Origin of the sequence: Flavobacterium olei, assembly GCF_039749035.1 — a bacterium.
GTDB lineage: Bacteria > Bacteroidota > Bacteroidia > Flavobacteriales > Flavobacteriaceae > Flavobacterium > Flavobacterium olei.
On the sequence record NZ_JBDKWC010000002.1, the window covers coordinates 46,773 to 70,532 of the forward strand.

A 23,760-nucleotide genomic window follows, 5' to 3' on the forward strand; every position below is an offset into this window, starting at 1 on the left:
AAATTAATAATTTTACTTATAATAAGTACTAAAACTTATCAATATGGAAATTTATCAACTGGAATATTTTATTAAAACGGCTGAGGTTTTGCATTTTACAAAAGCGGCCGAATTGTGTTTTGTTACACAATCGGGACTTTCACAACAAATAAAAAAGCTGGAAGAAGAATTAGGAATGCCTTTGTTTAAAAGAATTGGCAAAAAGGTTCAGTTAACCGAAGCGGGATCTGTTTTTCTGATGCATGCCAAAAAAGTAGTAGAAAATGTGCAGAATGGAAAGCAGGCCATTGTCGATTTAAACAAAATGATTGGAGGCGAAATAAGAATTGGTGTAACTTATATTTTCGGACTTTTGATTCTGCCGGTTGTCAATACATTTGCCAAACAATATAAAAACCTCAAAATAATTGTAGAATATGGAACAACAGAGTCGCTGGAACAAAAGCTAATCAATAACCAGGTAGATGTTGTTTTGGTAATTCCGTCGCACGCGATCGAACATCCCATCCAGAAAGTTCCTTTGTTTACTTCTAATATGGTTATGGCAGTTTCTAAAAATCATGCTCTGGCAAATCTGGATAAAATTGCATTTAAAAAAATAGAAGATATACCGTTGATTCTGCCTGGAAAAGGATCAAATTCCCGGGAATTTGTCGAAGAATTATTTCAAAAATTCAATATGAAACCCAAGATTTCCATTGAGCTGCATTCGATCCACGCTTTATTGCAAATGGTAGAAAACAGCGATTGGTCTACCATTGTTGCTGAGAAAGCACTAAAAGGTTGGGACGAACTTAAAGCCGTACAAATTACAGGCGTAGCCACTAAGAGGGAGGCATTTATGCTGACAATTGGAGGGTATCAAAAAAAGGCTGTACAACTATTTATGGAAGAATTTAAAAAAAGCATTTAATTATCTTAGAATTTACTTTTGTAAACTCGATTTTTTTTGTGTTCTTTGCAGACCAAAATAGAAAGGTGTCCGAGTGGTTTAAGGAGCTAGCCTGGAAAGCTAGTATATGGGTAACTGTATCGAGGGTTCGAATCCCTTCCTTTCTGCTGAATAAAACCCGTAATTTCATTAAATTGAATTTACGGGTTTTTTATTTTTAAAGCGATAATAAGTTATCTTTAATTCAGCTTAATATAAAAATGTAGGTCGAGATATGAAATCACTATCAGTCACATTTCTTTTCATGATTTTTCTTTTTACATCCTGCGCCTCTTTTTCAGACAAGATGATTAAGAACGACAAAACAGCATTAACAAAAAACGATTTGTCCAGACTGGAAGGCACGTATGAATTGTTTGCCGATGTAAAATATTATGAAAAAGGAAATGTTGCAAAAGTAGATTCTGATGATGTCAAACAATATTCTAATTTGAATCGTTTTCTAAAAGATTCAAAAACAGAATACAATCTTAAAGAAAAATACAGTGTCGAAATAAAGCTGGTAAATCTGAATAAAATAAAATTTATTACTCTGAAAGACAACGTAAAAACAGACAGTATTGAATTGGGCGGTAAGTTGAAAAAAGGATTATTTTATCTGGATAATAAATATTTAAAAAGAAACGGCGTGCCTTATCTTGCGGGCGGTTACACAAATTATAAAACCAGAATTGGGCTTAGCAAAGACAATAATCTAATTGTAAATTACGCATACGATAACAGCGGGGCACTTTTGTTTTTTATTTGGGCGGGATCAAGTTATAATTCAGCATATCAATATAAGAGAGTGGAAAGGAATGAATAAATATCAATATCATTTTCGTCCCGGTTATCAATCGGAAGAACTTTTAATTGACATTTTTGGAGGTGCTGAAAGTGACGATTTTAATTCAGATCTGCTGAATGTAATTGCAGATTTAAATCCGAAAATGATCGATATTCTCGATTTATGGATGAACGATGAGGTTTTGATGACTTTTGATTCTGACATTGGTCCCTTTTCAGTTTCTAAAGATATTTGGGGTTTTGCTTTTATTACGGCAGATGGAAATCAGGAAGGCTTAAATCGAATCAATATGATTTTGGAAAAATCTGAACTATTTGAAAAAGTCGAGGTTGATTTTGAGAATTACAAATAGTGTCTTAAACTGTCATTCTTATGACTTCAAAGGATTTTATTAGAAGAAGACACATGCTATTTTTGTCATATTATTTAAATAATTTAAATTATGGAGGCAAAAAATCAGGTGTTGGAAGCGATAAAAAAAGCGGCTGTACCAGTTAATGCGGGAAAAGTTGTTGAATTAACCAATTTGGATCGCAAGGAAGTAGATAAGGCAATGAAAATGCTGAAAGAAGAAGGAGCAATTGTTTCTCCCAAAAGATGTTTTTGGGAAGCTAAATAATAACAAAAAACAAAATCCCTGAACGCTTCAGGGATTTCCTTTTGTGGATTTAAAGTTTGATTTCGAATAAACTAAAAGAACCTTCTTTATAATGTTCGGGTAATTCTGGTGTCCATTCTATAACGCTAATTCCTTTGTACTCAAAGCCACAGCTTGTGTAATATTTGTTTATTCTTTCGTTGCCGCTGTGTGTATCGAGCCGTATATATGATTTGCCATTTTCATGCGCGTAAACTTTTACCCATTCAATGATTTTTTTGACGTAAGATTGTCCTCTGAATTTCGCGTTTGTAGCAATTCTATGTATGTAAACTGCAGGATCTTCAGCGGCTTCTTTCCAAATAATTAAATCATTAAAAGTTAATACAAAAGTGCAGGCAATTTCGTTTTCTTCTTTTATTATAAAATGACGTTCTTCCTCGATTTCCTTCTCTATTAATTCTTTTTCAAAGCCTCGCCAGCTTTTTATATTGACTGTTTTTTGATATGCTGTTGCCTGATTGTATATATCGAATATGGCATCGATATCTTTTTTTGTGGTTTTTAAAAATTCCATTATTGTGTTTTATTCTTTAAAAAGTACTCTTAACCAAAGGTAGCTTTTTGAAAGGATTGGGTATTTTAAAAAATCAGTTTTAACCTTTTTTAGAGAATAGAATAGTAAAATGAAGAAATTGAAAAAATGAAAATTCCTAGTATAGCCCCGATAGAAGCGGTATCCTCTATTGGCTGGGTTTACCAATATAGATAAATTGTCCCGAAGTCTGGGATCGGGACTAAAATTGTTTTGAAATCGTATTTTCTGCTTCTAAAAATCCTAAATATTAGTCTTGTAATGCTATTTTAATTTGCGGCATCATACGGTCTACAAATAATTTATAAGCGGTTTCGGAAGGATGAAGTCCGTCTGAAGCCACAAGATTTGGACTGTTTAAGCCGAGACGTGTAATATCTGTGATAGATACAAAAGCGATTTGATTAGTGGCGCAGTATTTTTCTGCAAAGTTATTGTATTGGTCAATTTCTGTAGAAATCATAGCGCTTTGATTTCCGGCCATACTTTGGCCGTAAGGCGTGTAGGCATAATCGGGAATAGAAATGACTACCACATTTTTTTTGTCCCCTTTTGCCAGCATGATCGCTTTGGTGACTAATTCTGGAAATTCTTTTTCGTAAACAGAAAAGTTTCTGTGCTGATATTGGTTGTTGACTCCGATTAAAAGTGTTACCAAATCATAATCAGGCTTAAGGGTTTGGCTATTAACTGCCGAAATCAAATTGGATGTTGTCCAGCCGGTTGTCGCAATTATTTTTAGCGAAATGGTACTGGCATACATGTTCTGCAGGCTTTTTTTTAGCTGTTCGGGAAATCTGCAGGTTTCGCAGACGCTTTGGCCGATCGTATAACTGTCGCCTAAAGCTAAATAATTTACAGTGCCCGGAATTGAAATATTTGGATTTGTTACAGGCGGATTTACAACTGGAGGTGTTGCGATAACAGGTTTCGTGTTTGGTTCGTCTGAACTGCAGCTCAAAAGAAATACGGAGAGTATAAGGGTAACTATTTGTTTAAATTCAGGTTTCATATTGTTTAAATTTAATTGAGGTCGTTTTAAACAAATAGTTACGGTAAATATCTGGTTTTGGTTTTTAAACCATTTCGGCTTTCATCACAATTTCTTCCTCAATGGCATTCCAGAGTGCGATACGTTTTTCTAAGGCCAGAATAGAAACTTCTTCAACTTCTTTCCATTTTTGTGCATCTTCTTCGCATAATTCGGTAATCATCTGCATTGCCATTGGTCCATGCTCGTCGGCGTCCAATTCGATATGTCTTTCAAAATAATACAGCAATTTTGCTAAATCGGTTTCCGGAAGATTTTTCTGGAAATTTTTCAGGATCTGAGTAAACATGCTCGGAATTAAATCTTCTCTTCCAAAAGTAAAAGCAGCAGCTATTTCGTGTGGTTTTCCTTCCTCGATTACTCTGAAAGTAAAATCTAAAAAGGCTTTTACATTAGGATGTAATGCACTTTGTTTAATAGCAACAAATATATTATGAAGCGATTTTACTTCTGATAAAAAGCTTAATATGCCGGTTGTATCTGCTCCGCAATCTTCCATGGCTTCCAGATACATTTCATAATGACTTTGTCTTCTTCCATCGATTGTTAAGTCGGTTTCTTCTGCCAGGACAATTTCATTGATCAGATATCTGGTCTCCGGATTTTTTGTGGCAAACCATGGCGTTGTCGTACAGGTAAGTTTGGCCTGCAATGCTTTTAAAAGTGACATAAAATCCCAGACTGCAAAAACATGGGTTTCCAGAAAGCTGTGCAAGTCCTCTATGTTTTGAATTTTATTGTATAAAGAATGGTTTAATAATTGGTCTTTTTGTAGTTGTATGCTTTTGTTTATCGTTTCGATATTCATTTTTGGAGATTTTGGTGCAAAGATAAAAAGCTTCTTCGGTTAGAAGAAGCTTTTAAGATTGATTTTATATATAATTTTATAATTAGCAGTTATTTAAAGGCAGGAATTCCAGTCACATCCATTCCGGTTATTAATAAATGAATGTCGTGCGTTCCTTCGTATGTAATGACACTTTCAAGGTTCATCATGTGTCGCATAATAGAATATTCGCCGGTGATCCCCATTCCTCCCAGCATTTGTCTTGCCTCCCGTGCAATCGTGATTGCCATATTAACATTATTACGTTTTGCCATAGAAATTTGTGCTGTTGTAGCTTTGCCTTCGTTTCTTAAAACGCCTAAACGCCAGGTTAATAATTGTGCTTTTGTGATTTCGGTGATCATTTCGGCTAGTTTTTTTTGCTGTAATTGTGTGCCTCCAATTGGTTTTCCAAACTGAATTCTTTCTTTGGCGTAGCGTAAAGCAGTATCGTAACAATCCATTGCGGCACCGATTGCTCCCCAGGCAATTCCATATCGTGCAGAATCTAGACAACCAAGTGGAGCCCCAAGTCCGGATTTATTTGGCAAAAGATTTTCTTTAGGAACTTTTACATTATCAAAAATTAATTCTCCCGTTGCAGAGGCACGAAGCGACCACTTATTATGAGTTTCGGGAGTTGTAAAACCTTCCATTCCTCTTTCTACAATTAAACCATGAATTCTTCCTTCTTCATTTTTTGCCCATACGACAGCAATATCAGCAAATGGCGCATTCGAAATCCACATTTTGGCACCATTTAAAAGATAATGATCTCCCATATCTTTAAAATTGGTAATCATACTTCCGGGATCCGAACCGTGGTCCGGCTCTGTTAAACCAAAACAGCCAATAAATTCTCCTGTTGCCAGTTTTGGCAGGTATTTCATTCTTTGTTCTTCGTTTCCATATTTCCAGATCGGGTACATTACCAGGGATGATTGTACAGATGAAGTAGATCGTACCCCAGAATCGCCTCTCTCAATTTCCTGCATAATTAAGCCATAAGAGATTTGGTCGAGTCCGGCACCGCCATATTCAACCGGAATATAAGGTCCAAAACCACCAATTTCACCAAGACCTTTAATTATTTGCTTCGGAAATTCGGCTTTTTGAGCATATTCTTCTATAATAGGAGAAACTTCTCTTTTGACCCACGCTCGAGCCGACTCGCGAACCAATTTATGCTCTTCTGTTAGCAAATCGTCTAAGTTATAGTAATCTGGAGATTGAAATAGATCTGGTTTCATGTTTCTGAATTTTTGTTAAACAAATTTACGCAATAAAAATATAACAAATCAAAGCTAAATTGTTATATTTTTTAATATCGAAAATAAAATTAATAGGAATTTGGCAAATTAATTGTAGTTTATTGATAATTTATAGACTATTTTTGAATACCAAAAACAAAATTAAATGAGGCTGATCATCTCTCTTTTATTTTTACTAGTATTTTGTACAAGTAAGGCTCAACCTACAAAAGAGTTTACTGAACAAGAATATTTAGAACTACAGGATAAAATCCGTTTCAGCATGAATGGTAGTTTTGACCAGGGTCTGGAGTATGCTGCCGAACTTCAAAAATCTTCAAATGCAGAACATTTATCCTTTGCTTACGGAGCGGGATCTTACTTATATCAACTAAAAGGTAACAGATCTAAATGTGACGAATGGTACAAAAAAGCATTAGAGTATTACAATAAAATTCCCGAATCTGTACAAAAAATAAATCTCAGAGCTTACCTGTATAATTATAGAGGACTTACCGAATGGAAAAGAAAAAATTTCAGTAACGCCCTCACTAATTATCAGGAAGGTATAAAGCTTTCTACAAAGACTACCGACGTAATCCAGATTGTAAAATTTAAAAGTAATATTGCTCTGGTAAATGAAGAAGTGGGGAACTACGCACTTGCCATTAAAAACCTGAGACAAAACAGTGATTTTCTTAATAAGAATGAAGGTCTTTACGAATCTGAGCAATTGCAAAATAGTAAAAGTAACATCTACACCAATTTAGGAAATGTCTATGAAGGTTATTTTATGAAAAACCGGACCAAACGATTCCTCCTGGATTCGGCAGAATACTTTTATAAAAGAGCAATTACCTATTCTCAGAATTATGTAGACAATAAAATGACGTCTACGCTCAGTTTAGGAAATATTTATTTGTTTAAGAAAGATTTTAAAAATGCTGAACGGACATATTTTGATATTTCGATGTATGCGAAACAAAATAAAGATGAGGGATATTACAGGATTGCCAATTATAATTTAGGAGATTTATATTACTCTATTAAGAACTACGATAAAGCACTGGTTTTTTTAAAAAAGGTGGATTCTATATCTGTAAAAGGAAAAAAAATTGATCGAATTTCTTTTCAGTCCAATTACCTCCAGGCTAAAATTTATAATTTAAAGGATGAGCCTGAACAGGCTTTTAAACATTCTAAAATCTATCTGGATTCTTACGAAAAATACGAAGGAGAGTTACGAGAAGAAGCTTTAGAAGTCAATTACAAACTTGGTACAGCAAATTTGAGTGAAGAAATGATTAGCATCAGGGAAAAGTACAAATATGAAGTTTTATGGAATAAAGCCCTGAAAGTACTTTATGTAATCTTAGTGATCGGAATTGTATTTTTCCTCATCAAAAGTATTCGTGATAAAAATAAGGCACAGAAGAAAATGAATGCCTTAATTGAGGAATTTAAAGCTAATTTGGAGAAAAAGGAAATTGAAAAAGTTGAAATTGAAAAAGTTGAAATTGAAAAAGCTACAGTAGAGGAGGCTGCCGTAGCAATAGAAGTTCCCGAATTAGAAGACAGTTTGCTTAAGAAAGAAAATGCAAATCTTAGTATAGACGAAGCAAAAGAAAATAAAATTGTAGAAAAATTACTGGCACTGGAAGACAAATTAGAATACCTGAATGCCGATTTTACCCTGTCGTATGTTGCGAAAAAGATAAAGACAAATACAACTTATCTGTCATACGTAGTCAATAAAAGATTTGGAAAATCTTTTGGCGAATATTCTAACGAATTAAAGATTAATTATGTTATTAATCAGATGATTACGAATCATTTGTATCGTAAATATTCTACGCAGGCAATTGCAGAAAGTGTTGGTTTTAAAAATGCAGTTTCATTTGCAAAATCGTTTCGCAAAAGAACTGGAGTTTCTCCAGCTCAATTTGCGAACAATATTTAAAGCTGTAATATTAACCATTTCCACTACCTCCATTTTTTATCGGGTTGTTTGGATCAGTAGGGGTTTCGTCATCGCCGCCTCTTATACTTTTTTGAGCTTCTCTATTTATTCTTTCTATTTCAAAATCTTTGATATTAAGTGCTTTATTTTTCATGATTTTATCTTTTTGGTTGTTTATAATTATACTCTGAACAGGAATTAACCGTTTCCGCTTCCTCCGTTTTTTACCGGATTGTTCGGATCTATTGGTTCGCCGTCTCCTCCTCTAATAATTTTTTGAGCTTCTTTACTTATTTTATCTGATTCAAAGTTCTTGATTTTCAGTGAGTTATTTTTCATCTTTTCTTTTTTTTTAATTTGTTTCTTATAATTTCAAGGTCACGATTAACCGTTTCCGCCACCGCCATTTTTTATTGGGTTGTTTGGATCTGTTGGTTCATCACCTCCGCCACGGATAACTTTTTGAGCGTCTTTATTTATTTTTTCCAGTTGAAAATCTACTAGTTTTAATACTTTATTTTTCATAACCTTTTTAATTTTCAGATGATATATCTTTTATATTTTGATGTAATTAGCCGTTTCCGCCACCTCCGTTTTTTACAGGATTGTTAGGATCTATAGGTTCACCATCTCCGCCACGGATTACTTTCTGCGCGTCTTTATTTATTTTTTGTGATTCAAAATCGGCGATTTTCAATGTTTTAGTTTTCATAATTTCTTATTTATTTGATTCGTTTTTTTATAGTGTTTTATATTTTTTTGATGCTATTAACCGTTTCCGCTTCCGCCATTTTTTATCGGATTATTAGGGTCTGTGGGTTCGCCATCACCGCCGCGAATAACTTTTTGAGCTTCTTTATTTATTTTTTCTGATTCGAAATGACTGATTTTTAGTGTTCTCTTTTCCATGTTTATTAATTTTTATTTGCTTATTTTGTACAATTAATCTTTCATAAATATTTTTTTGCAATCTGATGAAATGCGATAATTACGCCTGTAAATTTGGTTTAGGTTGTTTTTAATTATGGATTTTTGGGAAGTTTAAAAGCGGTCGAGATTTACTATATTATAAGTTAAATCTTTCAATTTATCAATGCTTTTAATCTGTTTTTTGGGGGAATATTTATGCCGACTTTTATCTGTTTTTGACTATTTTTTTAGTCTTTATGGACGTTATTTCTAAGTTTAATTTTCTATAAAATCAACGGAAATAAATGAATCTTTTTTCATGTTTGATGGTGTTTAGATTATTGCTTATTCAAAACTAGGCAAAAAGAAAGACCGTTAATCGAAAATGAAGGATCTACACTTTTTTCTAAAAAATAATCGACACAATGCGCTGATAAACAAGTGATTGTATTAATTACTATAGTTGGTATAATTTATAAATTGTATGTGGTATAATTAATAAAATGTATGTATGCATGTGATATTTATCAATAAAAACACCAATATTTGCACTGTAATTATGATTTAAAAACGATCAAAAGAGATGTTAAAACTGGTTCAAAAATTTCTGCAAATCAACCGATACTCAGATATAAAAAATGAGTTTAAGGATCTGTTTTTATCTCATCCAAATTATCCGAGTTTATTTGCCATTACAGACTCGTTTGATTTGCTTTCTGTAGAGAATGCAGCGGTGAGAGTTTCGAAAGAACAGATTGTAGATTTACCAGCAAATTTTTTGGCGTATTTTAAAGATGAATTAACTCTTGTAGAAAAGATTAAAAATGGTGTTCGAATCACGACAACAAAAAAAGGGGCTCAAAAATTATCGTATGACAATTTTTTGTTAGACTGGAATGGCGTTATCGTGGCTATCGAACCCAATAATGTTGTAGCAAGAGAAAATCTTAAAGTAGAATATAATTGGTTAAAATATTTTTTACCTCTTTTACTTTTAACAGGATTGTCATTTTTCTATCACCATTATAATGTTTTTAGTGCTGCTTTTTTAGCGACTTCTATTATAGGTTTAATTGTAAGCATATTTATTGTACAGCAAAAATGGGGTGTTAAAAATACAGTAATTTCTAAATTTTGTAATTTAAGTTCTAACTCTTCTTGTCATTCCGTAATTAGTTTTAACGATGATATCGCGAATAAGTGGTTGAGTTTTTCAGATTTGCCGCTGCTGTTTTTTGGTTCCAGCATAATTGCAATCCTTGTAGCACCAGTTACTTCTGCGGTATTTGTCGGCTTTTTGAGTCTTTTGGCAATTCCGTTGGTAGTTTGTTCTGTCTGGATTCAAAAATTTGAAATTCAAAAGTGGTGTGTAATGTGCCTGGCAGTTTCAGTTATTATTCTTATTCAGAGTATTGCATGGTTTTCATCCAATCTTTTTACATTGAATTTTAGTATCAATATGGTTTTTCCATATGTTTTCTCACTATTGCTTTTAATTCCGATTTGGGCAGCAGTTAAAGTTATGATTAAGAATATGCTTGATAATGAGAATTCATTAAAAGAGCTTAAGAAATTTAAAAGAAACTATTCTCTGCTAAATTTCTTATCCAAAAAAGTAAAATATACCAAAGGATTTGAAGATTTAAGAGGATTGACTTTTGGAAATAAAAATGCAGCAGTAAGACTATCGATAATTTTGAGTCCGAGCTGCGGACATTGTTACAAAACTTTTCAGGATGCTTTTGAATTAGTATTAAAGTTTCCCGATAAAATATTTTTAAATGTTCTTTTTAATATCAATCCGGAAAATAATGATAATCCGTATAAGGCAGTAGTCGAAAGAATGTTAACAATTAACAGAGCAACACCAGGAAAAACAGTAGAAGCTATTTCAGATTGGTACATTAAAAGAATGGTACACAAAAAATGGCTCAAAAAATGGCATGTAGATTCTGTTAGTATGATGATAAGTCAGGAAATCCAGAAACAATACGACTGGTGCTCGATGAATAATTTTAATTATACACCAATTAAAATTGTAAATGAAAAAATATTTCCAAATGAATATGACCTGAACGAATTGAAATATTTTTTAAATGATTTTGTAGAAGAAGTTCAGGTATTGGAAAAAACAGCATAAGATTAGTAACCTCCCCCATTAAAACCTGCAGTTATGTTAAAGAATATTTTGAAGTTGAAAGGTGCAGTAGAGTTATCTGCAAATGAGCAAAAAACAATAAATGGAGGAAATGCTCCTATTTGTGATGATGGATTTAAAGCCAAAAGATGTACAGAATTTGGCACAGTGCCCGCATATTGGACCTGTATACCAAATAATTATGTCGGAAGCTGTTAAAGTAGGAATTTGAGAAGCATCAGGTTTTTTACAGATCTGAAGCTGAATTCAGAACAGTAAAATACAAGTTATGTTAGAAAAGATTTTAAAAAGCAAAGAAACCCAAAAGCTGACCAAAAAAGAACAAAAACGCATTTTGGGGGGTGATTATTCACAAGAACTCAATTGTCACGATGTAACGATTGAAAATAATATTCTTGCGAATTAAATAATGAACCTATAGTAACAAAAAGCTAAAAACGCAGTTACTATATATTAAATGGTATTAATTATGTTGAAGAAGATTTTAAGTCTAAACGGAGCTCACAGTATAAGTAAAACTGAGCAGAAAACAATGAAGGGAGGAATTCCAGAATGTTGGGTTTACGCTTTAGAAGCAGGATGCATTTTAATATCCGCAGGCGAAACTTGTCCGCTAAATACAACATCAGGTATTTGTGATACAGGTCGTCTTTGTTGTTAATTTTTAACTTTTTTAAAAGTAATACGATATAGCCTTATTTAGAATTTAGTCATGTTTTTTTTAAATGTATGGGCGCTCGATCGTGGAACATTGAGCAAATTCTTAGTATTGATGATTGGTACTAAGATTCTTAGGAGTTGGTCGCTGGTTTAATTTATTTGGTTAGGGTGAACCGCGGCCATGTCCTAAAGAAATTGTATTGCTAAAAAATTTGTTTTTAAATACCCAAAACAGAGAAGATGGTATCTTCTCTGTTTTTTTATGGATTAACAAGAAATTTTTTTATTAATTTGGTCTTGAATAAATCAAAATAAATTGAAAAAATTCATCAATTACAGACAGGCAGATCATAAAGATTGCGGACCGACATGTTTAAAAATTATTGCTAAATATTACGGTAAAACAATCAATATTCAGGAGTTGCGGGATTATAGCGAAACGACTCGTGAAGGAAGTAATTTGCTTTTTCTGAGTGATGCAGCAGAAAAAATCGGTTTCCGGACTTTAGGAGTTAAATTATCTGCCCAAAGAATTGAAGAAGCACCACTGCCTTGTATCCTGCATTGGAATAAAGATCATTATGTGGTGCTTTATAAAATAAAAAAAGACAAATATTATATTTCAGATCCTGCTTTTGGACTTTTAGAATACGATAAAAAGGAGTTTGTAAAGTTCTGGATCGGTAATAATGCCAGCGATGCCACACCGGAAGGAATTGCATTATTAATCGAAGCAACGCCAAAATTTTTTCAGTCCGATTTTGATAAAGAAGAAAATTCCGGTTTGGGTTTTCAGTTTCTTTCCCAGTACTTATTTCAATACAAATCATTTCTTGTTCAGTTAGGTATCGGACTTCTGGCGAGTAGTTTGCTCAGTCTGATTTTTCCTTTTTTAACACAAAGTATTGTAGATGTCGGCATTCAGAATCAAAATATACATTTTATATATTTAATTCTTTTTGCAATGCTTTTCATATTTGCCGGAAGAACAGGATTAGAATTAATCCGCAGCTGGATTTTACTGCATTTATCAACCCGGATCAACATTTCTCTTATTTCAGATTTTTTCATAAAACTGATGAATCTCCCGATTTCTTTTTTTGATGTGAGAATGACAGGAGATATTATGCAGCGCATCAATGACCATCGCCGGATCGAAAAAATATTGACCACATCTTCTTTAAATGTTCTTTTTTCTGTACTTAACATGTTTGTGATGGGAGCCGTTCTGGCTTATTTCAATTTGCAGATATTTTTAGTGTTTTTTATCGGAAGCGTTTTTTATTTTGGATGGATAACCTTATTTCTAAAAAGAAGAGAAGTTTTGGATTACAAACGTTTTGCCGAAGTGTCAAACGAGCAGAGTAAAGTAATGGAACTCATTAATGGAATGCAGGAAATCAAACTCCACAATGCAGAAAAACAAAAAAGATGGGGTTGGGAATACGTACAGGCAAGACTTTTCAGGGTCTCGATTAAAGGTTTGGTTTTAGAACAATCGCAGACCATCGGTTCATCGGTAATTAATGAGTTAAAAAATATATTTATAATACTTCTTTCAGCAAAACTAGTGATCGACGGTTCTATTACTTTGGGTATGATGCTTGCCATAAGTGCTATTGTGGGAAGTTTAAACGGTCCTATAACGCAGTTAATAGAATTTGTAAGAGAATTGCAGGATGCTAAAATTTCTTTGGCCAGACTATCCGAAATTCATCAAAAAGAAGACGAGACGCAGCAGGAACTTCATCAGACTAACGATGTTCCGTACAATTCAGATATTGAGATCAAAAATCTCTCTTATCGCTACTTGGGTTCAGATATTCCTGTTTTAGATGATTTAAGCCTGATTATTCCCGCGAATAAAGTTACAGCAATAGTTGGCGTCAGCGGAAGCGGGAAAACAACACTAATGAAACTGCTTTTGAAATTTTACGATCCGGAAAAAGGAGAGGTGCTGATAGGCAATTCACAACTTAAAAATATTTCGCAAAAAGCCTGGCGCTCGCACATTGGCGCGGTAATGCAGGAAGGTTTTATTTTTAGTGATACAATTGCCAATAATATAGCCTTTGGTGCCGACAGAATTGATAAGGAAAAATTAGTTTATGCCGCAGATGTTGCCAATATAAAAGAATATATTAGCGGACTTCCGTTAGGATTTAATACCAAAATTGGCGCGGAAGGATTAGGAATGAGCACCGGACAAAAACAACGATTATTAATTGCCCGGGCAGTCTATAAAAATCCTGAAATTTTATTTTTTGATGAAGCAACTTCCGCATTAGACGCTAATAATGAAAAGGAAATTATGAAAAAACTCGATATTTTCTTCAAGGAAAAAACGGTTGTTGTTATAGCCCACAGACTCAGTACAGTTATGAACGCCGATCAGATCGTGGTTTTAGATAAAGGTAAAATTATAGAAATTGGAAGCCATTCTGCCTTGGTGGAACAAAAAGGGAATTATTTTGAATTAGTGCGAAATCAACTGCAATTAGGAAATTAATCATGACGGAGGAAACATTCGAATTAAGAAGTGAAGAAGTTCAGGACATTCTGACCAAAGTTCCGCATTGGATGATACGATGGGGAACCGTTCTGATATTTGCCATAATTATCATGTTATTTTTCGTTTCCTGGTTCGTTAAATATCCTGATGTGGTAAATACAGAAATTGTAATTACAACCAACATTCCGCCGGAAAGAATCGTCTCCAAATCTTCAGGTCGCATTGAGGCGATTTTAGTAAAAAATAAAACGCTTGTAGCGAAGAACAGTACTTTGGCCATTATAGAAAATACAGCGAATTACAAAGATGTTTTTCTGCTAAAAAGTCTTGTAGATCAATATGATGTCAATAATTCAAAAAAAGAATTTCCGTTTGCTTTGCTGAAAAACACACAGTTAGGAGAAATTGAAAGTGCGTATGCGGTTTTTCAAAAAGATTATCAGGCGCAGCAGCTGAATCAGAATCTTCATCCGTTTGAAGTAGAAAGCCGGGCGCAGAGTTCAGAGAAAATACAGATCAAGGAAAGACTGGATATTTTACAACAGCAAAAAACACTTAACGAAAGCGAACTCGTGCTTCAGAAAAATGAAATTGCCCGTTTTGAAGTCTTATTCAATAAAGGAATTATTTCTGCCCAGGAAATGGAAGTTAAAAAACTCGGTTATCTTCAGGCTCAAAAGAATTATAAAAGCCTTTTAACGTCCATTTCCCAATTGCGTTCCTCTTTGATTGACAATACAAAATCGAGTCAGAATTCGCAAATAAACAGCACAAGGGAAGAAGTTAACTTAGGTCGCAGTATGTCACAATCTTTTTATCAGTTAAAAAAGGTAATAAGAGACTGGGAACTGGCGTATGCATTAAAATCTTCTATAAGTGGTGTGGTTACTTTTTTGCAGGTTTGGAATGAAAATCAGACTATCAATGCAGGTGATAATGTTTTTTCTATAATTCCAGATGCAAAAAACGGTTTTATAGGAAAAGTAAAAGCACCGGCTTTAAATTCGGGAAAGATAAAAGTCGGACAACGTGTAAATATTCGTTTAGCCAATTATCCGGACAGGGAGTTTGGTGTTTTAAACGGGAAAATTAAAAACATTTCATTAGTTCCCGATAAAGACGGTAATTTATTACTCGATGTCGCTCTTCCAAACGGATTGAAAACGTCGTACAATAAAAAAATAATCTTTCAGCAGGAAATGAAAGGGCGAGCAGAAATTGTAACCGAAGACCTGCGTCTTCTGGAGAGAGTTTTGTATCAGTTTAAGAATATTTTTGAGCAGACATAATCTTAACTAATTGCATTTAACGTAAATTTAAAATCTTGTCAAAGTTTAAAACTTTGACAAAGATGTATGATGGCTACATCTTCAAATAAAAATCTTTTGTCAATTCAATATATTCCGGGGTGTAAATATGTCTGTCGATTTCAATAATTAATTCATCGACTTCGATTTCTGCAATTTTATTTCGGCTAAAAGCCAATAAACTACGTTTAATTTCTGAAGTAGGAGTTCCCTTTACCCTTGTAATTTTTACTGGATATAATTCGTATTCTTTAGCTAAAGCGATAAATTTTTCTTCTTCTTTATGCGGAAGAATCAATGCAAATATTCCGTTTTCTGAAAGTAATAAATCGGCCGCTTCTACCAATTCTTCAAAAGGCATAGCGTCCTGAAAACGCGCTAAATCACGTTGTTCGTTTTCGGTTTTATAATCTTCAGCGTAAAAAGGCGGATTTGAAACAATTAAATCATATTCATCTTCGGGTTCTTCAATAAATTCATCCAATCCGGCATGAAAACAAAATAAGCGATCGCCCCAGGGAGAATTTTCAAAATTTTCTACGGCTTGTTCATAAGCTTCTTCGTCAATTTCCAAAGCATCAATTTGTTCTGCAGAAGTGCGCTGTGCCAGCATCAAAGCAATAATTCCGGTTCCAGCACCAATATCTAAAATACTAAACAGTTTGTGGTCTACGGGAGCCCAGGCGCCTAATAAAACACCATCTGTACCTACTTTCATAGCGGTTTTGTCCTGCAAAACAGAAAATTGTTTGAAAGTGAATTTAGACATAATATAACATTAGAAATTAAAGCACAATAGAAGAACGGAAACTCAAATACGGAAACGAAATGTTTTATAAGTACATTTCTACCAGACCTTCAGGAAGATCCATAATTACTTTTTTGTTCTCGCGATCAATTTTTACAAGGAAATGATCAATCATCGGAACCAAAATTTCAACTTCACCATTTAACACTTCAAAAAGAGGTTGTGCTGTAGAGTCATTAATAGAAGTGATTTTACCGAAAACACCCAGACGTTTGTCTTCGATTTCGAAACCAATTACTTCATGGTAATAAAATTTGTTGCCGCTCAGTTTTGGCAACATAGACAGAGGAAGGTAAATGCCGCTTCCTAAAAGAGTATCGGCTTCTTCTTCGGTAGTAACATCTTCAAAACGAACTCTTAAGAAGTCGTTTTTGTGTAAAGAGCTGGTTTCAATAAAAAAAGGAACCAAGTGTTTGTTTTGTTCAACAAACACTGATTCCAGATTTTCGTATAACTCAGGTTCGTCTGTATCTAAATAGATCAGGACTTCACCTTTGAAACTAAATTTTTTAGCGATTTTACCTAAATAAAAACATTCTTCTTTACGCATTATCGCTGGGTAAAATTATGCTTCAGTTGTTTCGTTATTCTCTTCAGCAGCAGGAGCTTCTTCAGTAGATTCTTCTACTTCAGCAACTTCTTCTTCAACTGCAGGTGTTGCAGCAGCGATAGCATCAGCTTCAGCCTGAGCTGCAGCAGCTAAACGCTTAGCGTTAACTTCTTGTTCTGCTTTTAAAGCTTTAGCTTTAGCATCAGCTTGCGCTTTTGTTAAGCCGTCTTTTTTAGCGTCAACTTTTCCTGCTTTAGCCTCTAACCAAGCTGCTAATTTAGCATCTGCCTGCTCTTGAGTTAAAGCTCCTTTACGAATACCTCCTTCAAGGTGGTGTTTCAATAAAGCACCTTTGTAAGAAAGAATTGCTCTTGCAGTGTCAGTTGGCTGAGCACCATTGTGTAACCATTTAACAGCGCTATCAAGGTTTAAGTCGATAGTTGCAGGGTTTGTGTTTGGATTGTAAGTACCGATTTTCTCTAAGTATTTACCATCTCTTTTTGAGCGTGCATCTGCAGCTACAACCCAGTAAAAAGGTTTTCCTTTTTTACCGTGTCTTTGTAATCTAATTTTTACTGACATAATCGTATGATTAAATTTGAGGTACTCGACCTCTGTTAATTAAGGGCGCAAAGATATAATTTTTTTATCAATAATGCGTTTGAAAATGAACTAAATATATTTGATAGTAATTTTTACTTTTATTTAGCTTTTAATCGGGGCATTTTTTTATTGTAATGCGGTACTTTTGTATAAATTCTTCATTTCTTATGAAAAAATATTTTTACGTTTTATCATTTTTACTCCTTTTTATTTCCTGCACAGAGGATATACGTTTTAATAATCCGGCTTTTCAGACTTTAAAGGATAATGTGTTCTGGAGAGGACAAAATTACAAAGCAGAAACTGATTCCAACGGAATTTTTATGATTGAAGGTTCGCTGGGTTACGAAAAAATAAACTTTTATATTCCCGGGCCATCTGAAAAGAGTTATACTTTAGGAATCGATAATATAACGAAGGCTACTTATAAAAATACTTATCCAGGACGGGAAGAAGAATTTAGTACGGGCGAAGCAAAAGGCAGCGGACAAATTATTGTAACTGAATATAATAGCGAAGAAAAAACTATTTCCGGAACGTTTCGGTTTGCAGCCCCTAATGTTAATCCTGATGCAGAGAAACAGCAAATACATTTTACAGAAGGGGTTTTCTATAAGATTCCTGTAGGTCCGGGCAGTAAATTTTCAATATAATAAGATTGAAATTAGTTGTTAAAAAACAAAATAAAAACTTAAATAAACTAACATATAGTAGATTAGAGAAAAATAAGACTACATTTGCTTAATATTATAAAATAGTATCTATGAATATTTTCGTTGGAAGTCTTCCGTTCAGTATTGAGGAAGCAGATTTAAGAGAGTCTTTTGAGGCTTATGGTGCAGTTGACTCTGTTAAAATTATAACTGATAAATTTACTGGAAGAAGTAAAGGATTTGGTTTTGTTGAAATGTCTAATGATAGCGAGGCACAAAAAGCTATCGACGAATTGAACGGAGCTGTAGTTTCAGGACGTACAATTGTTGTAAATAAATCTGAGCCGAAACCAGAAGGTGAAAGAAGAAGCTTCAATAATAACAGCCGTGGTGGAAATGACCGTGGTGGTTATGGTGGAGGAAACAGCCGTGGTGGAAATGACCGTGGTGGTAACAGAGGAGGATATTAATATTTTTTTTCTAAAATATAAAAGGGATCAACGAAAGTTGATCCCTTTTATATTTTGTTTTGTTTTTGTTTCAGGTTTCAAGTTTCAGGTTTTAGAACTTGAGACCTGAAACAAATAAAACCTGAAACAAAAATTTATATATTCGAAGCTAACCAGTCACCAACTTCTTTTGTACCGTAAGCTTTTCCTCCGTCAGCTAAATCTTCCGTCACTATTCCAGCTTCTAAAGCCTTGTTTACAGCATCTCTCATTGCTTTTCCTTCTTCCATCAATCCGAAGCTTTCGAACATCATAGCAGCAGATAAAATAGTAGCCATTGGGTTTGCTATATTCAATCCCGTCGCTTGTGGATAGGAACCGTGAATCGGTTCAAACAAAGAAACTTCGGCTCCCATAGACGCAGAAGGCATTAATCCCATTGAGCCGGAAATTACAGAAGCTTCGTCTGTTAAGATGTCTCCAAATAAGTTTTCAGTAATCAATACATCATAAGAGTTTGGCCATTGTACCAAACGCATTGCAACTGCATCTACAAATTCATAAGAAACCGTAACTTCCGGATAATCTTTTTCCATTGCCTGAACTGTTTCTCTCCATAAACGTGAAGTTTCCAGAACGTTTGCTTTGTCAACACAACAAAGTTTTTTACTTCTTGTCATCGCCAATTCAAAACCTTTCTTAGCCAAGCGCTGTACTTCGGCTCTTGTGTAAACACAGTTGTCAAAAGCAGTGTCTCCGTTATCTTTTCTTCCTTTTTCTCCGAAGTAAATTCCGCCAGTTAATTCTCTTAAGAAAACCAAATCAGTTCCTTCAATTCTTTCTCTTTTTAATGGAGATTTATCTAATAATGAAGGGAATGTAAAAGTTGGTCTTACGTTTGCAAACAAACCTAATGCTTTACGCATTTTTAACAAACCTTGTTCTGGTCTTACAGGTGCAGAAGGGTCATTATCATATTTAGGGTGGCCAATCGCGCCAAAAAGAACGGCATCAGCATTTTTACAAACTTCGTGAGTTGAATCCGGGTAAGGTTCGCCTACTGCATCAATTGCGGCAGCACCAGTTAAAGCTGGTTTCCAGGTAATTTCATGTCCGAATTTTTGTGCAACAGCATCCGATACTTTTACAGCTTCATTGATAACTTCTGGTCCGATTCCGTCACCGGCTAAAAGGGCTATGTTTAATTTCATTATTTTTTGTTTAAAAGGTTCAAAGGTTCAGGGGGACAAAGGTTCAAAGGTGTTGGGTGGAAACTCTGTCCCTTTGCACCTGTGGACCTTTGTCCCTATTTTAAGTAACTATATTAAGCATTTTCTGCGTTGCAATTATTGCTGCAACCGTTTGATCAGAATCTAAACCTCTTGTTTTAAATTCTTTTCCATTGTTTGTCCAGGTGATTATCGTTTCGCATAACGCGTCGGAACTACTTCCCGGCGGGATTCTTACTGCGTAATCTATTAATTTTGGTAAGGTTAATTTTTTGCTTTTGTAAATCTTGGATAAAGCATTCATAAAGGCATCAAACTGACCGTCGCCTTGTGCATTTTCCTCGATTATTTCTCCGTTTAAATTAAGAGATAAAGTGGTTGATGGACGCATTCCTTTAGAATGAACCAACATATAAGAATCGATTGTAATTTTGTCCTGATAGGTATGACTGTCTAAAACATCAGAAATAATATAAGGTAAATCTTCTTTGGTAACCGTTTCTTTTTTGTCGCCCAATTCAATAATTCTTTGCGTAACCAATTTCAAATCTTCATTGTTTAGTTTTAAACCTAATTCCTGAAGATTTTTTTCAATGTTGGCTTTTCCAGAAGTTTTACCGAGCGCATATTTTCTTTTTCTTCCAAAACGTTCCGGAAGTAAATCATTAAAATAAAGATTGTTCTTGTTGTCTCCATCGGCGTGAATTCCGGCAGTTTGTGTAAAAACATTATCACCAACTATTGGTTTATTGGCAGGAATTCTGTAACCCGTAAAAGTTTCGACCAGTTTACTTACAGAATACAATGAAGTTTCTTTGATATTGATGCTTACCTCTGGCATGTAATCGTTGATAACCGCTACAGTACTTTCTAACGGTGCATTTCCGGCGCGTTCTCCCATTCCGTTTACGGTTACGTGAAGACCATTTATTCCGGCTTTTATAGCTTCCATAACATTGGCAACACTTAAATCGTAATCGTTATGCGCATGGAAATCAAAATGAGTTTGAGGATATTTTGCTTTTATTTTTGAAATAAATTCAAATGCCTGCGACGGAATTAAAACGCCTAAAGTATCCGGAAGTAAAATTCTTTTTACAGGCTGTTTGGTCAAAAAATCCAAATATTGAAAAACATACTCAGGAGAATTTCGCATTCCGTTGCTCCAGTCTTCCAGATAAACGTTGGTTTCGATATTGTTTTGTTTGGCTAATGCAATTGTCTGAGCGATTTCAGAAAAATGCTGTTCCGGTGTTTTTTTTAACTGATGTGTCAGGTGATTCAGAGAACCTTTGGTTAATAGGTTTTGAACTTTGGCACCCGATTTTTTCATCCATTCTATAGAAAGTCCGCCGTCAACAAAAGTCAAAACTTCTATTCTATTAGTGTATCCTTTTTCTTCGGCCCAGGACATAATGCCTTTTACGCCTTGAAATTCTCCTTCGCTAACACGTGCCGAAGCAATTTCGATTCTATCAATATTTAGTTCTTCCAACAATAATTGCGCAATGGTCAGTTTTTCTGCAGCAGAAAAAGATACTCCGGAGGTTTGTTCACCATCACGAAGCGTTGTATCCATTATTTCAATTTTTCTTTTTTCCATTCTAAATATGATATGATTTTAATCCGTTTTAATATTTTTAAATCGAACTAATTGTAGGTAAATTATAAAAGCAGTTATTAAACCCAACCCTAAAGTTGAAGCTTGAATAACTGCTTTTTGTGGGTTGTTTTTAATAAGGAAGTTTATCGGCAAAAGTCACAATATCTTCTTTAATATTTTGTAAATAATCAATGTCATCAAAACCATTGATCATATTGTTCTTTTTGTATCCGTTGATAGCAAAAGATTCTTGTTGTCCTGTTGCTAACAAAGTAATCGTTTGGTTTGGTAAGTTGATTTCTAATTCTGTTTTAGGATCAGCTTCGATTGCCTTGAAGATAGTGTCAGCAAACTCAGGGCTCACCTGAACTGGAAGAACACCAATATTCAAACAGTTTCCTTTGAAGATATCAGCAAAGAAACTAGAAACCACCGCACGGAATCCGTAATCGTAAACTGCCCACGCAGCGTGTTCTCTTGAAGATCCTGAACCGAAGTTTTTTCCTCCAACCAAGATTTTTCCGCTGTAAGTTGGGTTGTTTAAGACGAAATCTGCTTTTGGAGTATCATCTCCGTTGTATCTCCAGTCTCTAAAAAGATTGTCTCCAAAACCTTCACGTTTTGTAGCTTTTAAGAAACGAGCTGGTATAATTTGATCTGTATCTACGTTCTCAATTGGCAACGGCACTGCGCTGCTGGTCAATATATTAAATTTATCGTATGCCATTTTTGTTTTTGCTTTAGGCTGTAGGCTGTAAGCTTTAGGCTTTTTTCTACAGCATATTTATTATTTGCTTAGGCTTTAAGCGGTAAGCTTTAGGCCCTTTTTTAATCGTTTGCATGCTTAAAGCTTATTGCTTACAGCTTATAGCAAGAATTAAAATAATTCACGCGGGTCAGTTAGTTTTCCTGTAACTGCAGCTGCAGCAGCCATAATCGGACTTGCCAAAAGCGTTCTTGAACCAGGACCCTGACGACCTTCAAAGTTTCTGTTTGACGTACTTACTGCGTATTTTCCGGCAGGAACTTTATCATCATTCATTGCCAAACATGCAGAACATCCCGGCTGACGTAATACGAAACCAGCTTCTGTCAGGATATCTAAAATACCTTCTTCTTTGATCTGCGCTTCAACAACGTGAGAACCCGGAACTAACCAGGCGGTAACATTATCTGCTTTTTTTCTTCCTTTTACAATTTCAGCGAAAGCTCTAAAATCTTCAATACGTCCATTAGTACAACTTCCTAAGAAAACATAATCAATTGGTTTTCCAATCATTACATCGTCTTCATTGAAGCCCATGTAAGCCAAAGATTTTTTGTATGTTTCCTCTCCGCCTTCAACCTGGTCAGCGTTCGGAATATGTTTGGTGATACCAATTCCCATTCCAGGGTTAGTACCATAAGTAATCATTGGTTCAATATCAGATGCTTTGATGTTTAACTCAGCATCAAAAACAGCATCTGCATCTGTTTTAAGAGTTTTCCAATATTCAACAGCTTTAGTCCACGCTTCTCCTTTTGGAGCGTAAAGTCTTCCTTCAAGAAAATCAAAGGTAGTCTGGTCAGGAGCGATCATACCGCCGCGAGCACCCATTTCGATACTTAAGTTGCAAACTGTCATACGGCCTTCCATAGTCATGTTTTCGAAAACATCACCTGCATATTCAACAAAATATCCAGTTCCTCCGGAAGTAGTTAACTGAGCAATAATATAAAGTGCAACGTCTTTAGGACCAACACCTTTACTTAATTGACCGTTTACGTTGATACGCATTTTCTTTGGTTTTGGCTGCATGATACACTGAGTAGAAAGCACCATCTCCACCTCAGAAGTTCCGATACCAAAAGCAATCGCTCCAAAAGCACCGTGAGTAGACGTATGCGAGTCACCACATACAATTGTAGCACCTGGCAAAGTAATTCCGTTTTCAGGACCCACTACGTGCACAATTCCATTTTTTTGGTGACCCAATCCCCAGTGCGAAATGCCGTATTCGTTGGCGTTATCTTCAAGAGCCTTAAGCTGATTGGCAGATAAAGCATCCTGAACTGGTAAATGCTGGTCTATGGTTGGTGTATTGTGGTCTGCAGTTGCAAAAGTGCGTTCCGGATATAAAACGTTCACGCCTCTTGATTTTAATCCTAAAAAAGCAACAGGGCTCGTAACTTCATGAATGAAATGACGGTCAATAAAAAACACATCTGGTCCATCTTCAATTTTACGCACAACGTGTGAATCCCATACTTTGTCAAATAATGTCTTACTCATTTTTTATTTTTTTTAATTGTAATTTTAT

27 protein-coding genes, 1 tRNA gene and 2 pseudogenes are annotated in these 23,760 nt (G+C 34.8%); 14 read left to right on the top strand and 16 right to left on the bottom strand.

What is annotated here, in order from left to right; translation table 11 throughout:
- Window positions 1-43 precede the first annotated feature (43 nt).
- From ABEB31_RS04125 to ABEB31_RS04145, 5 genes are all read left to right on the top strand, one after another.
- Window positions 44-913 carry a LysR substrate-binding domain-containing protein gene (locus tag ABEB31_RS04125; RefSeq protein ID WP_347050077.1) on the top strand — a complete coding sequence of 290 codons (870 nt, stop codon included), beginning with the start codon at window positions 44-46 and terminating at the stop codon, window positions 911-913.
- 59 nt (window positions 914-972) lie between these two features.
- Window positions 973-1,059, top strand: a tRNA-Ser gene (locus ABEB31_RS04130).
- Between the two features lie 107 nt (window positions 1,060-1,166).
- On the top strand, window positions 1,167-1,757 hold the full coding sequence (locus ABEB31_RS04135) for a hypothetical protein (protein WP_347050078.1): 591 nt from the start codon (window positions 1,167-1,169) through the stop codon (window positions 1,755-1,757).
- Window positions 1,750-2,091, top strand: a complete 342-nt coding sequence (locus tag ABEB31_RS04140; protein ID WP_347050079.1) for a hypothetical protein — start codon at window positions 1,750-1,752, stop codon at window positions 2,089-2,091. The genes ABEB31_RS04135 and ABEB31_RS04140 overlap by 8 nt, the downstream gene beginning before the upstream one ends.
- Window positions 2,092-2,181: 90 nt before the next feature.
- Window positions 2,182-2,358 (top strand): hypothetical protein, encoded by a 177-nt coding sequence (locus tag ABEB31_RS04145; protein WP_347050080.1) that lies wholly within the window; start codon window positions 2,182-2,184, stop codon window positions 2,356-2,358.
- Window positions 2,359-2,407: 49 nt separating this feature from the next.
- Here the strand turns inward: ABEB31_RS04145 and ABEB31_RS04150 are convergent, their stop codons facing one another.
- The 4 genes from ABEB31_RS04150 to ABEB31_RS04165 all read right to left on the bottom strand — a co-directional run bounded on the left by ABEB31_RS04150 (window position 2,408) and on the right by ABEB31_RS04165 (window position 6,059).
- On the bottom strand, window positions 2,408-2,914 hold the full coding sequence (locus ABEB31_RS04150; protein WP_347050081.1) for a GNAT family N-acetyltransferase: 507 nt from the start codon (window positions 2,912-2,914) through the stop codon (window positions 2,408-2,410).
- Window positions 2,915-3,182: 268 nt separating this feature from the next.
- The gene (locus ABEB31_RS04155; protein ID WP_347050082.1) at window positions 3,183-3,944 is read right to left on the bottom strand and encodes an SGNH/GDSL hydrolase family protein; all 762 of its coding nucleotides are present in this window, start codon (window positions 3,942-3,944) and stop codon (window positions 3,183-3,185) included.
- A gap of 64 nt (window positions 3,945-4,008) precedes the next feature.
- On the bottom strand, window positions 4,009-4,791 hold the full coding sequence (locus tag ABEB31_RS04160) for a DUF3050 domain-containing protein (RefSeq protein WP_347050083.1): 783 nt from the start codon (window positions 4,789-4,791) through the stop codon (window positions 4,009-4,011).
- A gap of 89 nt (window positions 4,792-4,880) precedes the next feature.
- Complete coding sequence (locus ABEB31_RS04165; protein WP_347050084.1) at window positions 4,881-6,059, bottom strand: acyl-CoA dehydrogenase family protein; 1,179 nt, start codon at window positions 6,057-6,059, stop codon at window positions 4,881-4,883.
- A 970-nt stretch (window positions 6,060-7,029) separates the two neighbouring features.
- On the opposite strand from ABEB31_RS04165, the pseudogene ABEB31_RS21675 reads away from it, so the two are divergent.
- Window positions 7,030-7,143 (top strand): annotated as a pseudogene (locus ABEB31_RS21675) (hypothetical protein); the annotation flags it as partial.
- Between the two features lie 633 nt (window positions 7,144-7,776).
- Window positions 7,777-8,019: pseudogene (locus tag ABEB31_RS21680) on the top strand (helix-turn-helix domain-containing protein); the annotation flags it as partial.
- Window positions 8,020-8,029: 10 nt separating this feature from the next.
- On the opposite strand, the gene ABEB31_RS04175 reads toward ABEB31_RS21680, so the two are convergent.
- The 5 genes from ABEB31_RS04175 to ABEB31_RS04195 are packed head-to-tail and all read right to left on the bottom strand — an operon-like array spanning window position 8,030 to window position 8,928.
- A complete protein-coding gene (locus tag ABEB31_RS04175) occupies window positions 8,030-8,173 on the bottom strand; it encodes a hypothetical protein (RefSeq protein ID WP_347050086.1) in 144 nt (47 codons plus the stop codon).
- Between the two features lie 44 nt (window positions 8,174-8,217).
- Entirely contained in the window at window positions 8,218-8,358 is a 141-nt protein-coding gene (locus ABEB31_RS04180) for a hypothetical protein (protein ID WP_347050087.1), read from the bottom strand.
- Window positions 8,359-8,403: 45 nt separating this feature from the next.
- A complete protein-coding gene (locus ABEB31_RS04185; RefSeq protein ID WP_347050088.1) occupies window positions 8,404-8,544 on the bottom strand; it encodes an rSAM-modified peptide in 141 nt (46 codons plus the stop codon).
- A gap of 46 nt (window positions 8,545-8,590) precedes the next feature.
- A complete protein-coding gene (locus tag ABEB31_RS04190) occupies window positions 8,591-8,731 on the bottom strand; it encodes a hypothetical protein (protein ID WP_347050089.1) in 141 nt (46 codons plus the stop codon).
- Window positions 8,732-8,787: 56 nt separating this feature from the next.
- Window positions 8,788-8,928, bottom strand: coding sequence for an rSAM-modified peptide (locus ABEB31_RS04195; protein ID WP_347050090.1), 141 nt, complete (start codon window positions 8,926-8,928; stop codon window positions 8,788-8,790).
- A gap of 583 nt (window positions 8,929-9,511) precedes the next feature.
- Here ABEB31_RS04195 and ABEB31_RS04200 point away from each other — a divergent pair.
- From ABEB31_RS04200 to ABEB31_RS04220, 5 genes are all read left to right on the top strand, one after another.
- Complete coding sequence (locus ABEB31_RS04200; protein ID WP_347050091.1) at window positions 9,512-11,068, top strand: vitamin K epoxide reductase family protein; 1,557 nt, start codon at window positions 9,512-9,514, stop codon at window positions 11,066-11,068.
- A gap of 33 nt (window positions 11,069-11,101) precedes the next feature.
- Window positions 11,102-11,284, top strand: a complete 183-nt coding sequence (locus tag ABEB31_RS04205) for a hypothetical protein (RefSeq protein WP_347050092.1) — start codon at window positions 11,102-11,104, stop codon at window positions 11,282-11,284.
- Between the two features lie 70 nt (window positions 11,285-11,354).
- The gene (locus ABEB31_RS04210) at window positions 11,355-11,492 is read left to right on the top strand and encodes a hypothetical protein (RefSeq protein ID WP_347050093.1); all 138 of its coding nucleotides are present in this window, start codon (window positions 11,355-11,357) and stop codon (window positions 11,490-11,492) included.
- A gap of 570 nt (window positions 11,493-12,062) precedes the next feature.
- Window positions 12,063-14,255, top strand: a complete 2,193-nt coding sequence (locus tag ABEB31_RS04215) for a peptidase domain-containing ABC transporter (protein WP_347050094.1) — start codon at window positions 12,063-12,065, stop codon at window positions 14,253-14,255.
- 2 nt (window positions 14,256-14,257) lie between these two features.
- Window positions 14,258-15,547, top strand: a complete 1,290-nt coding sequence (locus ABEB31_RS04220) for an HlyD family secretion protein (RefSeq protein ID WP_347050095.1) — start codon at window positions 14,258-14,260, stop codon at window positions 15,545-15,547.
- 73 nt (window positions 15,548-15,620) lie between these two features.
- On the opposite strand, the gene ABEB31_RS04225 is transcribed toward ABEB31_RS04220, so the two are convergent.
- The 3 genes from ABEB31_RS04225 to ABEB31_RS04235 all read right to left on the bottom strand — a co-directional run bounded on the left by ABEB31_RS04225 (window position 15,621) and on the right by ABEB31_RS04235 (window position 17,505).
- On the bottom strand, window positions 15,621-16,334 hold the full coding sequence (locus tag ABEB31_RS04225; protein ID WP_347050096.1) for a tRNA1(Val) (adenine(37)-N6)-methyltransferase: 714 nt from the start codon (window positions 16,332-16,334) through the stop codon (window positions 15,621-15,623).
- 64 nt (window positions 16,335-16,398) lie between these two features.
- Window positions 16,399-16,923, bottom strand: coding sequence for a ribosome maturation factor RimM (gene rimM / locus ABEB31_RS04230; protein ID WP_347050098.1), 525 nt, complete (start codon window positions 16,921-16,923; stop codon window positions 16,399-16,401).
- A gap of 15 nt (window positions 16,924-16,938) precedes the next feature.
- On the bottom strand, window positions 16,939-17,505 hold the full coding sequence (locus ABEB31_RS04235) for a 30S ribosomal protein S16 (protein ID WP_347050099.1): 567 nt from the start codon (window positions 17,503-17,505) through the stop codon (window positions 16,939-16,941).
- A gap of 188 nt (window positions 17,506-17,693) precedes the next feature.
- On the opposite strand from ABEB31_RS04235, the gene ABEB31_RS04240 reads away from it, so the two are divergent.
- The gene (locus ABEB31_RS04240) at window positions 17,694-18,179 is read left to right on the top strand and encodes a DUF6252 domain-containing protein (protein WP_347050100.1); all 486 of its coding nucleotides are present in this window, start codon (window positions 17,694-17,696) and stop codon (window positions 18,177-18,179) included.
- A gap of 110 nt (window positions 18,180-18,289) precedes the next feature.
- Entirely contained in the window at window positions 18,290-18,649 is a 360-nt protein-coding gene (gene rbp / locus ABEB31_RS04245; RefSeq protein WP_347050101.1) for an RNA-binding regulator, read from the top strand.
- Window positions 18,650-18,783: 134 nt separating this feature from the next.
- On the opposite strand, the gene leuB is transcribed toward rbp, so the two are convergent.
- From leuB to leuC, 4 genes are all read right to left on the bottom strand, one after another.
- Entirely contained in the window at window positions 18,784-19,839 is a 1,056-nt protein-coding gene (gene leuB, locus ABEB31_RS04250) for a 3-isopropylmalate dehydrogenase (protein ID WP_347050102.1), read from the bottom strand.
- Window positions 19,840-19,939: 100 nt separating this feature from the next.
- A complete protein-coding gene (locus ABEB31_RS04255; protein WP_347050103.1) occupies window positions 19,940-21,460 on the bottom strand; it encodes an alpha-isopropylmalate synthase regulatory domain-containing protein in 1,521 nt (506 codons plus the stop codon).
- Window positions 21,461-21,590: 130 nt separating this feature from the next.
- Complete coding sequence (leuD, locus tag ABEB31_RS04260) at window positions 21,591-22,187, bottom strand: 3-isopropylmalate dehydratase small subunit (protein ID WP_347050105.1); 597 nt, start codon at window positions 22,185-22,187, stop codon at window positions 21,591-21,593.
- 150 nt (window positions 22,188-22,337) lie between these two features.
- Entirely contained in the window at window positions 22,338-23,732 is a 1,395-nt protein-coding gene (gene leuC / locus ABEB31_RS04265) for a 3-isopropylmalate dehydratase large subunit (RefSeq protein ID WP_347050106.1), read from the bottom strand.
- Window positions 23,733-23,760 lie beyond the last annotated feature (28 nt).

Bases quoted from the DNA above. Each gene is read 5' to 3' on its own strand.
- ABEB31_RS04125 (WP_347050077.1), top strand. From the start codon at position 44: ATGGAAATTTATCAACTGGAATATTTTATTAAAACGGCTGAGGTTTTG.
- ABEB31_RS04135 (WP_347050078.1), top strand. From the start codon at position 1,167: ATGAAATCACTATCAGTCACATTTCTTTTCATGATTTTTCTTTTTACA.
- ABEB31_RS04140 (WP_347050079.1), top strand. From the start codon at position 1,750: ATGAATAAATATCAATATCATTTTCGTCCCGGTTATCAATCGGAAGAA.
- ABEB31_RS04145 (WP_347050080.1), top strand. From the start codon at position 2,182: ATGGAGGCAAAAAATCAGGTGTTGGAAGCGATAAAAAAAGCGGCTGTA.
- ABEB31_RS04150 (WP_347050081.1), bottom strand. From the start codon at position 2,914: ATGGAATTTTTAAAAACCACAAAAAAAGATATCGATGCCATATTCGAT.
- ABEB31_RS04155 (WP_347050082.1), bottom strand. From the start codon at position 3,944: ATGAAACCTGAATTTAAACAAATAGTTACCCTTATACTCTCCGTATTT.
- ABEB31_RS04160 (WP_347050083.1), bottom strand. From the start codon at position 4,791: ATGAATATCGAAACGATAAACAAAAGCATACAACTACAAAAAGACCAA.
- ABEB31_RS04165 (WP_347050084.1), bottom strand. From the start codon at position 6,059: ATGAAACCAGATCTATTTCAATCTCCAGATTACTATAACTTAGACGAT.
- ABEB31_RS04175 (WP_347050086.1), bottom strand. From the start codon at position 8,173: ATGAAAAATAAAGCACTTAATATCAAAGATTTTGAAATAGAAAGAATA.
- ABEB31_RS04180 (WP_347050087.1), bottom strand. From the start codon at position 8,358: ATGAAAAATAACTCACTGAAAATCAAGAACTTTGAATCAGATAAAATA.
- ABEB31_RS04185 (WP_347050088.1), bottom strand. From the start codon at position 8,544: ATGAAAAATAAAGTATTAAAACTAGTAGATTTTCAACTGGAAAAAATA.
- ABEB31_RS04190 (WP_347050089.1), bottom strand. From the start codon at position 8,731: ATGAAAACTAAAACATTGAAAATCGCCGATTTTGAATCACAAAAAATA.
- ABEB31_RS04195 (WP_347050090.1), bottom strand. From the start codon at position 8,928: ATGGAAAAGAGAACACTAAAAATCAGTCATTTCGAATCAGAAAAAATA.
- ABEB31_RS04200 (WP_347050091.1), top strand. From the start codon at position 9,512: ATGTTAAAACTGGTTCAAAAATTTCTGCAAATCAACCGATACTCAGAT.
- ABEB31_RS04205 (WP_347050092.1), top strand. From the start codon at position 11,102: ATGTTAAAGAATATTTTGAAGTTGAAAGGTGCAGTAGAGTTATCTGCA.
- ABEB31_RS04210 (WP_347050093.1), top strand. From the start codon at position 11,355: ATGTTAGAAAAGATTTTAAAAAGCAAAGAAACCCAAAAGCTGACCAAA.
- ABEB31_RS04220 (WP_347050095.1), top strand. From the start codon at position 14,258: ATGACGGAGGAAACATTCGAATTAAGAAGTGAAGAAGTTCAGGACATT.
- ABEB31_RS04225 (WP_347050096.1), bottom strand. From the start codon at position 16,334: ATGTCTAAATTCACTTTCAAACAATTTTCTGTTTTGCAGGACAAAACC.
- rimM (WP_347050098.1), bottom strand. From the start codon at position 16,923: ATGCGTAAAGAAGAATGTTTTTATTTAGGTAAAATCGCTAAAAAATTT.
- ABEB31_RS04235 (WP_347050099.1), bottom strand. From the start codon at position 17,505: ATGTCAGTAAAAATTAGATTACAAAGACACGGTAAAAAAGGAAAACCT.
- ABEB31_RS04240 (WP_347050100.1), top strand. From the start codon at position 17,694: ATGAAAAAATATTTTTACGTTTTATCATTTTTACTCCTTTTTATTTCC.
- rbp (WP_347050101.1), top strand. From the start codon at position 18,290: ATGAATATTTTCGTTGGAAGTCTTCCGTTCAGTATTGAGGAAGCAGAT.
- leuB (WP_347050102.1), bottom strand. From the start codon at position 19,839: ATGAAATTAAACATAGCCCTTTTAGCCGGTGACGGAATCGGACCAGAA.
- ABEB31_RS04255 (WP_347050103.1), bottom strand. From the start codon at position 21,460: ATGGAAAAAAGAAAAATTGAAATAATGGATACAACGCTTCGTGATGGT.
- leuD (WP_347050105.1), bottom strand. From the start codon at position 22,187: ATGGCATACGATAAATTTAATATATTGACCAGCAGCGCAGTGCCGTTG.
- leuC (WP_347050106.1), bottom strand. From the start codon at position 23,732: ATGAGTAAGACATTATTTGACAAAGTATGGGATTCACACGTTGTGCGT.